At 61.5% G+C, this 15,079-nt stretch carries 14 protein-coding genes; 7 read left to right on the top strand and 7 right to left on the bottom strand.

Annotation, left to right across the window (positions count from 1 at the left end; all coding sequences use genetic code 11):
- Positions 1–24: 24 nt before the first annotated feature.
- Positions 25–780, bottom strand: a complete 756-nt coding sequence (locus tag BLQ09_RS20520) for a COG4705 family protein (RefSeq protein WP_065939190.1) — start codon at positions 778–780, stop codon at positions 25–27.
- A gap of 177 nt (positions 781–957) precedes the next feature.
- Between BLQ09_RS20520 and BLQ09_RS20515 the strand changes: the two genes are divergently transcribed.
- Positions 958–1,590, top strand: coding sequence for a flavin reductase family protein (locus tag BLQ09_RS20515; protein WP_092358366.1), 633 nt, complete (start codon positions 958–960; stop codon positions 1,588–1,590).
- Between the two features lie 125 nt (positions 1,591–1,715).
- Here the strand turns inward: BLQ09_RS20515 and BLQ09_RS20510 are convergent, their stop codons facing one another.
- Together BLQ09_RS20510 and BLQ09_RS20505 are read right to left on the bottom strand one after the other, a co-directional pair.
- Entirely contained in the window at positions 1,716–1,961 is a 246-nt protein-coding gene (locus BLQ09_RS20510; RefSeq protein ID WP_027605503.1) for a hypothetical protein, read from the bottom strand.
- Positions 1,962–2,003: 42 nt separating this feature from the next.
- On the bottom strand, positions 2,004–2,345 hold the full coding sequence (locus BLQ09_RS20505; RefSeq protein ID WP_065925866.1) for an antibiotic biosynthesis monooxygenase family protein: 342 nt from the start codon (positions 2,343–2,345) through the stop codon (positions 2,004–2,006).
- Between the two features lie 328 nt (positions 2,346–2,673).
- Between BLQ09_RS20505 and BLQ09_RS20500 the strand changes: the two genes are divergently transcribed.
- Positions 2,674–3,603 (top strand): AraC family transcriptional regulator, encoded by a 930-nt coding sequence (locus tag BLQ09_RS20500; RefSeq protein WP_027605501.1) that lies wholly within the window; start codon positions 2,674–2,676, stop codon positions 3,601–3,603.
- A gap of 62 nt (positions 3,604–3,665) precedes the next feature.
- Here the strand turns inward: BLQ09_RS20500 and BLQ09_RS20495 are convergent, their stop codons facing one another.
- The 4 genes from BLQ09_RS20495 to edd are packed head-to-tail and all read right to left on the bottom strand — an operon-like array spanning position 3,666 to position 8,672.
- Complete coding sequence (locus BLQ09_RS20495) at positions 3,666–5,135, bottom strand: ATP-binding protein (RefSeq protein ID WP_027605500.1); 1,470 nt, start codon at positions 5,133–5,135, stop codon at positions 3,666–3,668.
- Positions 5,125–5,859 (bottom strand): response regulator, encoded by a 735-nt coding sequence (locus BLQ09_RS20490; RefSeq protein ID WP_024077192.1) that lies wholly within the window; start codon positions 5,857–5,859, stop codon positions 5,125–5,127. The genes BLQ09_RS20495 and BLQ09_RS20490 overlap by 11 nt, the downstream gene beginning before the upstream one ends.
- Positions 5,860–5,892: 33 nt before the next feature.
- Complete coding sequence (locus tag BLQ09_RS20485) at positions 5,893–6,849, bottom strand: glucokinase (RefSeq protein ID WP_027605499.1); 957 nt, start codon at positions 6,847–6,849, stop codon at positions 5,893–5,895.
- Entirely contained in the window at positions 6,846–8,672 is a 1,827-nt protein-coding gene (edd, locus tag BLQ09_RS20480; protein ID WP_027605498.1) for a phosphogluconate dehydratase, read from the bottom strand. The genes BLQ09_RS20485 and edd overlap by 4 nt, the downstream gene beginning before the upstream one ends.
- 221 nt (positions 8,673–8,893) lie before the next feature.
- Between edd and gap the strand changes: the two genes are divergently transcribed.
- The 5 genes from gap to BLQ09_RS20455 all read left to right on the top strand — a co-directional run bounded on the left by gap (position 8,894) and on the right by BLQ09_RS20455 (position 15,023).
- Positions 8,894–9,895, top strand: coding sequence for a type I glyceraldehyde-3-phosphate dehydrogenase (gene gap, locus BLQ09_RS20475; protein WP_065925864.1), 1,002 nt, complete (start codon positions 8,894–8,896; stop codon positions 9,893–9,895).
- A gap of 139 nt (positions 9,896–10,034) precedes the next feature.
- Positions 10,035–10,553, top strand: coding sequence for an RNA polymerase sigma factor (locus tag BLQ09_RS20470; protein ID WP_027605496.1), 519 nt, complete (start codon positions 10,035–10,037; stop codon positions 10,551–10,553).
- 74 nt (positions 10,554–10,627) lie between these two features.
- Complete coding sequence (locus BLQ09_RS20465; RefSeq protein WP_027605495.1) at positions 10,628–11,596, top strand: FecR family protein; 969 nt, start codon at positions 10,628–10,630, stop codon at positions 11,594–11,596.
- 117 nt (positions 11,597–11,713) lie between these two features.
- Positions 11,714–14,278 carry a TonB-dependent receptor gene (locus BLQ09_RS20460; RefSeq protein ID WP_027605494.1) on the top strand — a complete coding sequence of 855 codons (2,565 nt, stop codon included), beginning with the start codon at positions 11,714–11,716 and terminating at the stop codon, positions 14,276–14,278.
- 136 nt (positions 14,279–14,414) lie between these two features.
- Positions 14,415–15,023 carry a biliverdin-producing heme oxygenase gene (locus BLQ09_RS20455; RefSeq protein ID WP_027605493.1) on the top strand — a complete coding sequence of 203 codons (609 nt, stop codon included), beginning with the start codon at positions 14,415–14,417 and terminating at the stop codon, positions 15,021–15,023.
- Positions 15,024–15,079: the final 56 nt, after the last annotated feature.

Raw genomic sequence — 15,079 nt, 5'->3', positions numbered from 1 at the left:
GCTTGCCCCCTCCCACCTGTTGAATCAGGACACCTCTGCTACCGGGCTCCGGCCATACCGTCGCTGTGCATACGACGCCCCGACAATCATCACCACCAGCACCGCCGCCAATACCGCCGACGATCCAATGGTGCCGAAATCCAATCCGCCCTTTTCATGGGGCTTGGTCAGGAAGTCGCCCAGGGTTGCACCAAACGGCCGGGTCAGTACAAACGCCACCCAGAACAACAGCACCGACGAGATTTGGGTGAAGTACTTGAGCGCCACTACCGCGGCAATGGTCGAGCCAATCAACAAGGCGCCACCGGCAAAGCCGAGCCCCGAATCGTCCGCCAGGAAGTCGCCCAACGCAGTGCCCAGGGTGTTGGAGAACAGGATCGCCATCCAGTAGAACAGCTCGCCTCGGAAAGTCTGCACCTTGTTCACGTTCAGCGAGTCACCACTGAGGTGCCACAAGGCAAAGATGATCATCAGGATCACGATCAGGATCATCGACCCGGTGGCGTAGCCCAGGCCCAGGGTGCGGTCCATGAAGTCCGACATGGTGGTGCCGGCGGTGCTGGTGGAAAGGATCACGATCCAGTACAGCACCGGGTTGTAGGTTTTCGACCAGAGTTGTGTCACCAGAGTGACCAGGAACACGCTGATAAGGATCATCGAGCTGATGGCGTAACCGACGTTCAGGGTCATCGACAACAAGTCCCCGGCGGTTTCGCCCAGGGTGGTTGCGCAGATTTTCATGACCCAGAACGCCAGGGTGATCTGAGGAAGTTTATTCATGCGGTAGAAGGCTCCGAGGCTCAGTCTTATAGGGGGTATCGACCTTGGGCGCAGACTGAACGGGCCGCTGTGAAAAATAGGTGGCCGCTGAATGAAAATTCCATAGGGCCGATGGAAATTCGTCGCCGTGGATTGCACTATGACGGCCTCCCAGAACCCCGCAGCAGGAACCCGGCCATGCCTGACGATATCCACTTCTACGAACCGGCCAACGGCCACGGCCTGCCACACGACCCGTTCAATGCCATTGTCGGGCCACGGCCGATTGGCTGGATTTCATCCCACGACAATAACGGGCGCCTGAACCTGGCGCCCTACAGTTTTTTCAATGCGTTCAACTACATTCCACCGATCATTGGGTTTTCCAGCGTCGGGCGCAAAGACAGCCTGAACAACATCGAACAGACCGGCGAGTTTGTGTGGAACCTGGCCACCCGCCCGCTGGCCGAGCAGATGAACCAGAGCTGCGCGGCCGTCTCGCCGGAGGTGAATGAGTTCGAGTTGTCCGGCCTGACACCGGTGGCGTCGAAAATCGTCGGCGTGCCGCGAGTGGGCGAGAGCCCGGTGTCGTTCGAGTGCAAGGTGACGCAGATCATCCAGCTGCAGCGCGCCGACCAGCAGTTGGTGCCCAGCTGGCTGGTGCTGGGCGAGGTGGTCGCGGTGCACATTGCCAAGTGGCTGCTCAAGGATGGGGTGTACGACACCGCAGCCGCGGAGCCGATTTTGCGTGGCGGTGGCCCGGCAGACTACTTCCAGCTGGGGCCGGAGGCGTTGTTCAAGATGTATCGCCCAGGCGCCAGCAAACCCTGACTGAAATACACCAAAAAAGTGGGAGGGGGCTTGCCCCCGATGGCAATGGCACATCCAACATCGTTGTTGACTGACACACTGCTATCGGGAGCAAGCCCCCTCCCACATTAGAGGGTCGGCGTTGTTCAGCTGGCGGCGCTCGCCCAGGTCAGTTGACCCTCTTCATCCACACCGATCAACCGTTCAAGCTGCACGGTGGCTGCATCATCGGCATCGGAGGCGGTCTTGAACGTCTGTCCATCCAGGATCTTGTGAAACTGCGGGGCGCCCATGCCATCAAGTGCCTTGACGGCGACGGCGGCGCTGTAGCCCCCTTCACCCGGTACTACGGCGGAAACGGCTTCGTGGTGGGCAAATTGTTTACGTGCCATGTTGCAGGTCCTGGCCAATGGAAAAGTGGGCCATTCTAACCATTAACCGGCCAGTTGCAGGTACTCGCCGTAGGCATTGGCGGCAGAGGCATCGGTGAAGGTCTGGAAGTCCATGCTGCGCACGACCATGTCGTTCAACAGCTCGGTGAAGATCATCAGGGCCGGCGAGTTGAAGTAGGCGCTCATCGCCTGCTCGCTGCTCCAGAAACCCGAGATCAACCAGACATCGGGATCGACCTGGGAATGCTGCAACGAAAATTGCAGGCAACCCTGAGCCTGGCGGCCCGGTTCGATCAAACTGCTCAAGCGTGCACCCAGTTCGGTGCTGCACCCGGTGCGGGCGCGGATAAAGGCCATATGGCTCGCGGGAATGGGGGTGGACATGTTCGACTCTCCCGTTGAGAAGTGATGCTCGGCAAGCACTGTGGGGGCGTGTTGCCACAGGATCAAAGATAACGGCGCGGGTGCGGGCGCGGTTAGTCAATTCCTGCAGGCTTATTGCACAATCCTGCGAGAAGCGTAGGAAGGACGGAGGGACCGCCGACTCGATTCCACAGGCAAACGCCTTGTTTCAGGGACATGACAGCCCGAGAACTTGCCTGATTCGCGACGCGTCGCAGGATCAGGCAAGGATTGTGCAGAATCGACCTAACACTGCTTGAAAAGCCGCCGCTAAGCTGAGCCCATCAAAAAAGCATGCAGAGGACGCCTTATGCCGTCGCCCGAACATCAGTCCATGCCCCTCGACGCCGAGACGGAAAAACAGCGCGCCGAGCTGGCGAGCATCGTGCATCGTCATACCTGGGAAGACGGCTCCTATGGCACGGCGATTACGTCACTGTTCCTGAACCGCCACAACACACCGCGTGACTTCATGCCGGTGCTGGTGGAGCCGGCGTTGTGCATCCTTGCCAACGGCAGCAAGGAAGTGCGCCTGGCCGACGAAATCTTTGCCTACGACCCGCTCAATTACCTGGTGTTCTCGGTGGCGATGCCCGTGGCCGGGCGGATCATCGATGCCACGCCGGAAGATCCAAACCTGTCAGTACGCATCAATATCGACCCGGCGCAGCTCACTGCCTTGATCGCCGAGGCCGGCCCCATGGGCGTGCCCACGCGCCCGACATCGCGCGGGATGTATGTGGACCGCATCGATCCCCAGTTGCTCGACGCCGTGCTGCGCCTGGCGCGCCTGCTGGATACGCCCAAAGACATTGCCATGCTGGCGCCGCTGATCAACCGTGAAATCCTCTACCGCCTGCTGCGCGGTCCCCAGGGTTATCGCCTGTATGAAATTGCCGTGGCCAACAGCCAGAGCCATCGCGTCAGCCAGGCGATCAAGTGGCTCAATGGCAACTACGAACAACCGCTGCGCATCGATGACCTGGCCAAGGAAGTGAACCTCAGCGTCTCGACCCTGCATCACCGTTTCAAGGCAATTACCGCCATGAGTCCGTTGCAGTACCAAAAGCAGCTGCGCTTGCAGGAGGCACGTCGGCTGATGATTGCCGAAGGGCTGGAAGCGTCGGCGGCGGGGTATCGGGTGGGGTATGAAAGCCCGTCGCAGTTCAGCCGGGAGTACAGCCGGTTGTTTGGGGCACCGCCGCTGAGGGATTTGGCACGACTGCGCCAAAGCGTCTGACACACAGACGATCAAAATGTGGGAAGGGGTGTGCCCCCTCCCCTATTTGTCCAATGGTGTTTTCAGTCCAGGGTCCTGGGCAGTTGCAGGGTGACCCGCAAGCCGCCCTCACGCAAATTCTGCAAACTCACTTCACCGCCATGGCTATGGGCAATATTGCGCGCAATACCCAAGCCCAAACCGTAGCCCTGCTGCTGGCCGGCCAGGCGAAAATGCGGTTCGAAGACCTGTTCCAAACGCTGTTCCGGCACGCCAGGGCCTTCGTCGTCGACGTGCAGGATGAACTCCGCGCCATCGTCCTCAATACGCAAATGGGCGTTCTGCCCGTACTTCAAGGCATTGTCGATCAGGTTGCCGATGCAGCGCTTGAGCGCCAGCGGCTTGCCCGGGTACGCCGCCACCGCTGCGCCGTCCAGGGTGACCCGGCCGTTGCCGTTGGGGGCCACATAAGGCTCCACCAGGCATTCGAGCACATGGTTGAGGTCGACCGGCTGGATGTTCTCGTGGATATCGGTGTCTTTCACACATTGCAGCGCGCCTTTGACCAGCAACTCCAACTCATCCAGGTCACGGCCGAACTTGGTTTGCAGGTTCTCGTCTTCGAGCAATTCCACGCGCAGGCGCAGGCGGGTAATCGGTGTGCGCAGGTCGTGGGAAATCGCGCTGAACAACTGGCTGCGCTCCGTGAGGTAACGGCTGATGCGTTCGCGCATGGCATTGAACGCGCGGCCCACTTCCACCACTTCACTGCCGCCGCCTTCGGCCACCGGCTCCACATCGGCCCCCAGGGACATGTCTCGCGCCGCCCGCGCCAGGCGCTTGAGCGGCCGGCTTTGCCAGTGCACCAGCAGGCCGATGAACAGCAGCAAGAAGCCGCTGGTCAGCACGATAAACCACACCTGCTGGGACGGCAGGCCCTGTTCTTCCAGGCTGGTGTAGGGCTCGGGCAACAGCGAAGCGATGTACAGCCATTCGCCGGGGGCGAGTTCGATCTGGGTCACCAATACCGGCGGATTGACCGGTTCCAGGGTCAGCGCGTAATGGGCCCAGGAGCGCGGCAACTCATCCAGTTTCAAGCCGGCGTTGAAGATGCGCAGGTCTTCGGCGCTGACGAACTCCACCGAGATAGGCACGTCGGCGCCCAGGGTCTGGCGCAGGACTTCATCCACGGCCACCAGCACCGCCTGTTTACGCGGGGTTTGCGGCAACACTTGCATGTCGAGGGGCCGATCATTGAGGGTCACGACAAAACGGGTGCCGCCCATACTGCGCAGCTGGTCAAGGACCAACGGCCGATAGGCCACCGGCAACGAACGGAAATAACTCACGCTGGCGGTCATCGAGTGCGCCAGGCTACGGGCGCTGGTGACCAGGCCTTCTAGCTGGGTGGCGCGCAACTGCGAGACCCAGATCACGCTGGACAGCGCCTGGGCGAACAGCACTGCAAGCAAGGTCAGCAACAACATGCGCCCCAGCAGCGAGCGCGGTACCGGGAAGCGCCGGCGGCGTTCGCTCAGCGGCTCAGTGGGCATTGCCGGCAACCACGCTGGCTGCCAGTTGATAGCCGCTGCCGCGCACGGTGCGGATCAGCCTCGGGGGTTTTTCGGTGTCGCGCAGGCGTTGACGCAGGCGGCTGACAGCCATGTCGACGATCCGGTCCAGCGGCATCAGGTCGCGGCCACGGGTGGCATTGCCGATGGTGTCGCGGTCGAGAATCTGCTGCGGGTGATCGAGAAACAGCTTGAGCAGGGCAAAGTCGGCACCGGAGAGGATCACCTCTTCGCCATCCACGTGGAACAGCCGATGACTGATCATATCCAGGCGCCACTCATCGAACACCAGCACATCGCCATTGCCGCTGCGCTCCTGGCCGAACTGGCAGCGGCGCAACAAGGCCTTGATCCGCGCCTGCAACTCACGGGGGCTGAAGGGCTTGCCGATATAGTCGTCGGCCCCCAGTTCCAGGCCGATCACACGGTCGGCTTCGTCGGAACTGGCGGTGAGCATGATGATCGGCACCTGCGCCTGGCGCGGGTGCTGGCGAATCCAGCGGCAAAGGCTGAAACCGTCTTCGTCCGGCAGCATCACATCGAGGATGACCAGATCGCACGGCGCCTCGTTCATCGCCTGGCGGAACCCCGCGCCATCCGGCACGCCACGCACCTGGAAACCGGCGCGACTGAGGTAGGTCTGCAGCAATTCGCGGATTTCCTGGTCGTCGTCGACGAGGAGAATCGATTTACTGATTACGCTCACGGGGTCCTCCTTGTTGTTATTAGGTGGTGCGGGTCAGGCAAACGCCTGCTCCAATGCGACGCCCGCCCCGGTCAACCCGGAATACGGCGCGGTCACCAGCCACACCGGGATGCCCTTGAAGTAGTCGCTCATGCAGCCTTTGTCACTGAAGCTCCTGGCAAAACCGCTGTGGATGAAGAAGTCGGCAAACCGCGGAATCACCCCACCCACGATATACACACCACCGCGTCCACCGGTGGTCAGCACATTGTTGCCGGCCACCCGGCCCAGCCAGATGCTGAATTGATCCAACACTTCCATGGCCACCGGGTCGCCCGCCAGGCCCGCCGCCGTGATGGCTTCGGGGGTGTCGAGCACGGGTGTGTGGCCATCGACCGCGCAAATCGCCCGGTACAGACGCGGCAGACCGCCACCGCTCAAGGCGGTTTCGGCGCTGACGTGGCCGATCTCGGTGTAGATATGCTGCCACAGCTGGGTTTCCCGTGGGCTGCTCAGGGGCAGGTCGACGTGGCCGCCCTCCCCCGGCAACGCCGCGTAACGGCCTGCGCCGAGGTCCAGCAGGGTACCGACGCCCAGGCCGGTACCCGGACCGATCACCACCGCCGGGCGCAACGGTTCCGGCGTGCCAGGGCAGACCACGCGGAATTCGTCGGGTTTAAGACGCGTCATGCCCAGGGCCATGGCCGAGAAGTCATTGACCAGCAGCAGTTCATCCACCTGTAAGGCCTGGCAAAACGCAGTCTTGCTCAAGCGCCAGTGATTGTTGGTGAATTTGAATTCATCCCCGCTCACCGGCCCGGCGACCGACAGGCACACCGCACCGATGTCGCCGATTTGCAGGCCTTCTTCCTTGAGGTAGACCTTGATCGCGTCCTCAGGGCTTTGGTGATCAGCCGTGGCATGCACCCGGATCGAATGCAGTGCCTGATCTCGCCACAACGCAAAACGGGCGTTGGTACCCCCGATGTCACCGACCAGCGCTAGCTTCACTTAAGCGTCTCCAAGGCACAGGTAAAGGCGCTGGCGCCCTGCTCTGCGGAGCTTGCGGCCAAGCGCATAAATGCAAACAGCTCGCGACCGGCCCCCACGTTATTGCCCAACAGGCCCGTGGCAGGCGTGCGCGCTGCAAATTCTTCGGCGTCCACCTTAAGCTCCAAGGTGCCCTTCACGCCATCCACGCGAATGATATCGCCATCTTTGACCCGTGCCAGTGGCCCGCCGCTCTGGGCTTCGGGGTTGACGTGAATCGCGGCGGGGATCTTACCCGACGCGCCGGACATACGCCCGTCTGTCACCAGCGCCACCTTGAAACCACGGTCCTGCAGCACGCCGAGGAACGGCGTCATCTTGTGCAGTTCCGGCATTCCGTTGGAGCGCGGGCCCTGGAAGCGCATCACGGCGACAAAATCCTTTTCCAGCTGGCCGGCCTTGAACGCATCGGCCAGGTCCTGCTGGTCCTGGAACACCACCGCCGGCGCTTCGACGATCTGATGCTCAGGCGCTACGGCAGAGACTTTCATGACACCGCGGCCGAGGTTGCCTTCCATCACACGCAGGCCGCCTTCCGGCGAGAACGCACGCGCCACCGGGCGCAGGATGGTTTCGTCGAGGCTTTCGATCGGGCCGTCGCGCCACACCAGCTCGCCGTCGACCAGGAATGGTTCCTGGACATAACGGCTCAGGCCCTTGCCCGCCACGGTGTTGACGTCGTCGTGAAGCAGGCCGGCTTCAAGCAGCTCGCGGATCAGGAACGACATGCCGCCCGCCGCCTGGAAGTGGTTGATGTCGGCCTTGCCGTTTGGATACACGTGGGACAGGGTCGGCACCACCTCGGAGAGGTCGGCCATGTCATCCCAGGTGAGGATGATGCCCGCCGACATGGCGATGGCCGGCATGTGCAGGGTGTGGTTGGTGGAGCCGCCCGTCGCGTTGAGCGCAACGATGGCGTTGACGATGGATTTCTCATCGACGATCTCGCCGATCGGCGTGAAGTTGCCGTTGGCCTTGGTCAAGCGCGTGACCTGGTGCGCGGCTTCGCGGGTCAGGGCGTCACGCAGCGGCGTGTACGGGTTGACGAACGAGGCACCCGGCAAATGCAGGCCCATCACTTCCATCAGCAGTTGATTGGTGTTGGCGGTGCCGTAGAAGGTGCAGGTGCCGGGGCTGTGGTAGGACTTCATCTCCGATTCCAGCAGCTCTTCGCGAGTGGCCTTGCCTTCGGCGTAGCGCTGGCGCACATCGGCCTTCTGCTTGTTGGAGATGCCCGAAGGCATCGGACCGCCCGGTACGAAGATCATCGGCAGGTGGCCGTAGCGCAGCGCGCCCATCATCAGGCCGGGCACGATCTTGTCGCAGATGCCCAGCATCAGCGCGGCGTCGAACATGTTGTGGGACAGCGCTACCGCCGTGGACATGGCGATGACTTCACGGCTGAGCAGGCTCAGCTCCATGCCGGGCTCGCCCTGGGTCACGCCGTCGCACATGGCCGGGGTGCCGCCAGCGAACTGGCCGACCGAGCCGACTTCGCGCAGGGCTTTCTTGATTTGTTCCGGGAAATGTTCGTACGGCTGGTGCGCCGAGAGCATGTCGTTATATGACGAAACAATTGCCACGTTGGCGGCGTTCATCATGCGCAGGCTGTTTTTATCTTCGGTGCCGCAACCGGCCACGCCATGGGCGAAGTTGGCGCATTGCAGCTTGCCGCGCATCGGACCGTCGCTGGCTGCGCCGCGAATGAGCGCAAGGTAAGCCTCACGAGTGGCGCGGCTGCGGGCGATAAGCCGTTCGGTGACCTCAAGGACGCGGGGATGCATGTGTAGAACTCCAGGCTAACGGATGTGGCGACCTGAGTGTCTATGCTGATCAAACGCCCGCAGCTCATGGGATGGCAGAGAGTCGTTTGGATCATCGGACCAGTTGATTCAGGTCACTCGTTGTAGATTGAACAAAATATTGCCACTAAAAAGGCTTGTTTTCTATTTTTATGCGAATAATCTTGTAATTCTTACAACAAATCGACGACAGGCACTTTCCAATGACTCTTCGTATCGCAATCAATGGTTTTGGCCGTATCGGCCGTAATGTCCTGCGCGCACTGTATACCCAAGGCTATCGCCAGGATTTGCAGATCGTCGCCATCAATGATTTGGGCGACAGCTCGATCAACGCCCACCTGCTCAAATACGACACCGTGCACGGCACTTTCGATGCAGAGGTCGCCCACGATCAGGAAAGCCTGACCGTCAATGGTGACCGGATTGCCGTCAGTGCCATTCGCAACCCGGCCGACCTGCCGTGGGCGGCGCACAAGGTCGACGTGGTGTTCGAATGCACCGGTCTGTTCACCGACCGTGACAAGGCTGCCGCCCATATTACCGCCGGCGCACGCAAAGTGATCATCTCCGCCCCGGCCAAAGGCGCGGACGCGACCGTGGTCTACGGCGTGAACCACGACATCCTGCGTCAATCCCACCAGATCATCTCCAACGCCTCGTGCACCACCAACTGCCTGGCGCCGGTCGCCCAGGTGCTGCATCGCGAATTGGGTATCGAAAGCGGCTTGATGACCACGATTCATGCCTATACCAACGACCAGAACCTGACGGACGTCTACCACACCGACCCGTACCGCGCGCGTTCGGCCACCCAGAACATGATCCCAAGCAAGACCGGCGCCGCCGAAGCGGTGGGCCTGGTGCTGCCGGAGCTGGCAGGCAAGCTGACCGGCATGGCCGTGCGTGTACCGGTGATCAACGTGTCGCTGGTGGACCTCACCGTGCAGTTGAAGAAAGACGCCACTGCCGACGAAGTCAACGCACTGCTCAAGGAAGCCAGCCAACACTCGAAGATCCTCGGCTATAACACCCTGCCGCTGGTCTCCAGTGACTTCAACCATAACCCGCTGTCGTCGATCTTCGATGCCAACCACACCAAGGTCAGCGGCAAGCTGCTGAAAGTGCTGGCCTGGTATGACAACGAGTGGGGCTTCTCGAACCGCATGCTGGATAACTGCCTGGCGTTGTGCAACGCCGAGTAATGCGGTCCTGTGGGAGGGGCAAGTCGAATCGTCGCACCGCCCTTCCCACATTGTTCTATGTAGACACAGAGGAATAGCCACTTGCCATTTGAGTTGATGATAAGCATTATCATTAACTGCAAATCGGTCTGGTATCACTGTGAGCCAATCTCGCTTCAACCAAGTCTTTCTCACCCAACGGGTGATTCTGCTACGCACCTTGCAGCGGATGGTGAATAACCACAGCACCGCCGAGGACCTGTTGCAGGAAACCTACCTGCGCGTCACCCGGGCCCTCAGCGAGCGGCCGATCGATCACCTCGAACCCTTCGTCTACCAGACCGCACGTAACCTGGCGCTGGATCACTTGCGTTCACGCAGGATTCAAGCGCGCACCCTGCAGGAAGATGTGCCACTGGAGATCCTGCAAAGCGTCGCCGCCCCCATCAGCACCCCCGAAGACGCAACCCAGGCCGAGCAATTGCTTGAACACCTGAGCATCAGCCTCGGCCAGTTGAGCGCGCGCCAGCAGCAGATTTTCATCCTCAGCCGCCTGCACGGTTGCAGCTACCAGGAGATCGCCGATCAGTTGGACGTGTCCTTGAGCACCGTGCAAAAGGAACTGAAATTGATCATGGCCATTTGTGTAGGTGTGGCCGAAAGACTGGATCGGCCTTAAGCTTCAACCGACAGAATTGTCGACCCAAGCTGTAGGAAAGATGAATAAAACGTGGCGAAGACCCGAGGAACACCGTGACGGACCCGAATAAACTGCGCCCCCATGAGCTGGCTCATGAGGTGTTGCAAGATACAGCTATGGACCAGGCCCTCGATTGGCTGATCGCCTTGCAGTGCCCAGCGCCCGGGCAGCAGGCCGAGTTTGAAGCCTGGCTGGCCCAAGACCCCGCCCACGTCCACGCCTTCGGCAAGGCCCAGGCCGCCTGGGGTGGCGCGCCGGTGCACAGCGCCGCCGTCGCCCTGGCCGCGCCGCGCAAGCCCAGGGGCTGGCGCCGGATCAAGCCGCACTGGAAACCGCTGGCCACCGCCGCCGTGCTGTTGATCGGCCTGTTCAGCTTCAGCAACCTGCCGGTACGCCTGCAAGCCGACCATCTCACGGTGGTGGGCGAACGCCAGCGCCTGCAATTGGACGATGGCTCGAAAGTGTTGCTGAACACCAATTCGGCGTTTTCCAGCAGCATCAAGGACCACCAGCGGATCGTTCGCCTGTACCAGGGCGAAGCCTTTTTCGAAATCATGCCCGGCCATGGCCTGCCCCTGGAAATCGACGCCGGCCCCGTGCGCGCCAGCGTGCGTGATACCGCCTTCGCCGTGCGCTACCTCAACGGCGAAGCCCAGGTGCAGGTGCAGCGTGGCGATGTCGACCTGAGCAACACCTTCGACGATGCCCGCGTGCGCCTGAGTGCCGGCGAAAGCATCCGCATCGGGCCCAAGGGCTTTGGCCAACCGGCCAGGCTGGATGCCAACAAGGACCTGGCCTGGGTGCAAGGCCGGCTGATTTTCGAAAACTGCCCGATGAGCGAAGTGCTCGCCGAACTGCGTCGTTACTACCCCGGCTGGATCGTCAACACCAACGACAAGCTCGCCAGCGTCGCCGTCACCGGCAACTACCGCCTCGACCAACCCCTGGATGTGGTGCGCTCCCTGGCACACATCACCTCAGCGAAGTTGTCGGAATACCCCGCGCTGGTGATTTTGAACTAAATGAGAATTATTTTTACTCGATAGCCTTCGGCGGTACGTCTCGTCTTAGCCAATGCAACTGATTCCTATTTGGTTCGGTTCGCAACTATAAGATTCGTACCTTCCGGAGCGCTCTCGATGTCCTCTCGTTTCAACCGCCGGTCCTCCTCCCCCGTGCTGTCCTTGCTGACCGCCGCCATCCTGCTGGCCGGTTCGCCAGTGATGGCCGCCACTGCCGCCGAACCTGCCGCCCGCAGCCACGGCAACTACAGCTTCAGCATCGAGCAACAGCCACTGGTTTCGGCGCTGAACGCCTTTACCAGCGTGACCGGCTGGCAAGTCGGCCTGCCCGCCGAGCTGGGCCAGGGTGTGTCGTCCCCTGGGGTGCGCGGCGCCCTGTCGCCGGAGAAAGCCCTGGACCGGCTGTTGGTGGGGACCAACCTGAGCTACCGCAAGCTGGGCAATAACAACATCGTCCTGGAAAAGCGCACGGCGGGCAGCACCCTCAACCTGCAACAGGTGACCATCAGCGCTACCCGTAACGCGCAGGATGTGAACAGCGTACCGAGCACCGTCAGCGTGCATGATCGCGAAGAACTGGACCGCCAGAACGTCAACACCATCCGTGAGCTGGTGCGCTACGAGCCCGGCGTCTCGGTAGGCGGCGCAGGCACCCGCGCCGGCAATGCCGGGTTCAACATCCGCGGGATCGACGGCGACCGCATCCTTACCCAGGTGGACGGTGTGGAAGTGCCCGACAACTTCTTCAACGGCCCCTACGCCAAGACCCGCCGCAACTACGTCGACCCGGAAGTCGTCAAGCGCGTCGAGATCCTGCGCGGCCCGGCCTCGGCCCTCTACGGCAGCAGCGCCATCGGCGGCGCCGTGAGTTACTTCACCCTCGACCCGGACGACATCATCAAGCCCGGCCAGGACGTCGGCGCACGCTTGAAGACCGGCTACAGTTCCGCCGACGAAAGCTGGCTGACCTCCGGCACCGTCGCCGGCCGCGTGCAGGACTTCGATGGCTTGCTGCACCTGAGCCAGCGCAATGGCCATGAGACCGAATCCTACGACGGCAACAACGCCACCGGCCTGGCCCGTACCGGCGCCAACCCCGAGGACGCGCGCACCACCAACATCCTGGCCAAGCTCGGCTGGAACTATGGCGATGACAACCGCCTGGGCCTGACCTATGAGAAGTACAAGGATGATCGCGACGTCAACCTGAAGAACGCGGTGGGCGGCCCGTTCATCGGCGGCCGAGGCTTCAACCTCTACCGTGATCGCCGTGGTAACGACACCATTACCCGCGAACGTTTCGGCCTGGAAAACAGCTTCGCCCTTGAGTCGCCGATTGCCGACCGGATCAAGACCAGCCTCAACTACCAGATCGCCAAGACCGACCAGACCACTGCCGAGATCTATCAGTCAGGTCGTCGTGTCCTGCGCACCCGCGACACGCTGTACCAGGAAAAACAGTGGATTTTCGATGCGCAGTTGGACAAAGCGTTCAGCCTCGGTGAAACCGATCACCAAGTGACCTACGGCACTACCCTCAAGCAGCAGAAAGTCACCGGCTCGCGCGAGGGCGGCGCGACCTGTGTGGCCGTCGGCAGTGGCTGCACCGCCATCGGCGCCCCCAGCCCGATGGCCTCCGACAGTGTGAAAAAGTCCAGCGACTTCCCCGACCCGACCATCAACACCTACTCGCTGTTCGCACAGGACCAGATCAGTTGGGACAAATGGACCTTCCTGCCCGCCGTGCGCTACGACTACACCCAGCTCAAACCCAAGCTGACCCAGGAGTTCCTCAACACCGTCAACCCGACTGGCGCGGACCCGGTGAGCGATAAGGAAAAAACCTGGCACCGTGTGACGCCCAAGTTCGGCCTGACTTACGCCCTGACGGATCAATACACCTGGTTCGGCCAATATGCCGAAGGTTTCCGTACGCCATCCGCCAAGGCGTTGTACGGCCGCTTTGAAAACCTCAACCTGGGCTACACCGTCGAGCCGAACCCCGACCTCAAGCCAGAAACCAGCAAGGGCATCGAAACCGGGATTCGCGGCAAATTTGACGAGGGATCCTTTGAAATCGCCGTGTTTTACAACAAGTACCGCGACTTTATCGATGAGGACAACGCCGTCGTCGGCGGCACGGTCGAACAGTTCCAGGCCATCAATATCAAGCGCGCCACCATCAAGGGGGCCGAAGCCAAAGGGCGCCTGAACCTGGATGCATTCGGCGCCCCGCAGGGCCTCTACACCCAGGGTTCGGTGTCCTATGCCTACGGTCGTAACGACGATAACGGCGAGCCGCTGAACAGCGTCAACCCGCTCAAGGGCGTATTTGGCCTGGGCTACGATCAGGACAACTACGGTGGTCTGTTGAGCTGGACCCTGGTGAAAAAACAGGATCGCGTCGACAGCAGTACCTTCCACGCGCCGGACGGCGACACCAGCGGCCCCTTCAAGACCCCGGGCTTCGGGGTTGTCGACCTGACCGCCTTCTACAAAGTCACCCAGGACGTGACCATCAACGGCGGCCTCTACAACCTCACCGACAAGAAATACTGGAACTGGGATGACGTACGCAGCTACGACAGTGTCGGCGAAGCCGCGGTGACCGGACCGGCCAACCTCGACCGCCTGACCCAGCCGGGCCGCAACGTTGCGATCAACCTGATCTGGGACATCTGACGACACCCGACTCACCTCGTCGAAATTTCAGCGGCGAGGTGAGGATTTTTTACTGTGCCGCGTCTTCTTGTTCGTCTAGTTGATAACAGCTCTCTTTAAGGGCCATAAGGCGCTCCCCCTTCTCAAGGACTTTTTCATGACCGCTTCTTCTACCGCAGAACGCCCAAGCCTGCGCTCCCAGCGCCTGAACCAGATTACCCACGAGCCACACACCAGGCTGGACGCGTTGGTGAAGGCCCACGCGCCGTTTGAAACCCAGGCCAACTTCGCGCGTTTCGTAGTGGCGCAGTACCTGTTCCAGTCGGAACTGGTGGCCCTGTACAACGATGCCGAACTGATCAAGATCGTGCCTGACCTGGCCGAACGCTGCCGCGCCGAAGCCGCCAGGCTGGACCTGGCTGACCTGGATACCGAAGTGCCAGCACCGCTCCCCGGCGCGCTGAAAAACCCGAGCAAGGCCGAAGCCCTGGGCTGGTTGTTCGTGTCCGAAGGTTCCAAGCTGGGCGCGGCGTTCCTGATCAAGCGCGCCGTAGGTCTGGGCCTGAGCGAAACCTTCGGTGCCCGCCACCTGGGTGAGCCGGCCGGTGGTCGCGCCGAAGGCTGGAAAAGCTTCACTCGCACCCTGGATGCGTTGCAATTGAGCGCCGAGGAAGAAGCCGCAGCGGAAAAAGGCGCGGTGGATGCATTTGTGCGCTTCACCGTGCTGCTGGAACAGGCGTACGCTAGCGCCCCTGAACTGGCCTGATCGCCCACATTGAAATGCGGTTTAAATGTGGGAGGGGGCTTGCTCCCGATAGCGGT

Origin of the sequence: Pseudomonas sp. NFACC25 (assembly GCF_900100935.1) — a bacterium.
Classification (GTDB): domain Bacteria; phylum Pseudomonadota; class Gammaproteobacteria; order Pseudomonadales; family Pseudomonadaceae; genus Aquipseudomonas; species Aquipseudomonas marginalis.
Note: the sequence above shows the minus strand (reverse complement) of the source record. Positions and strands in the feature narration are given on the sequence as shown.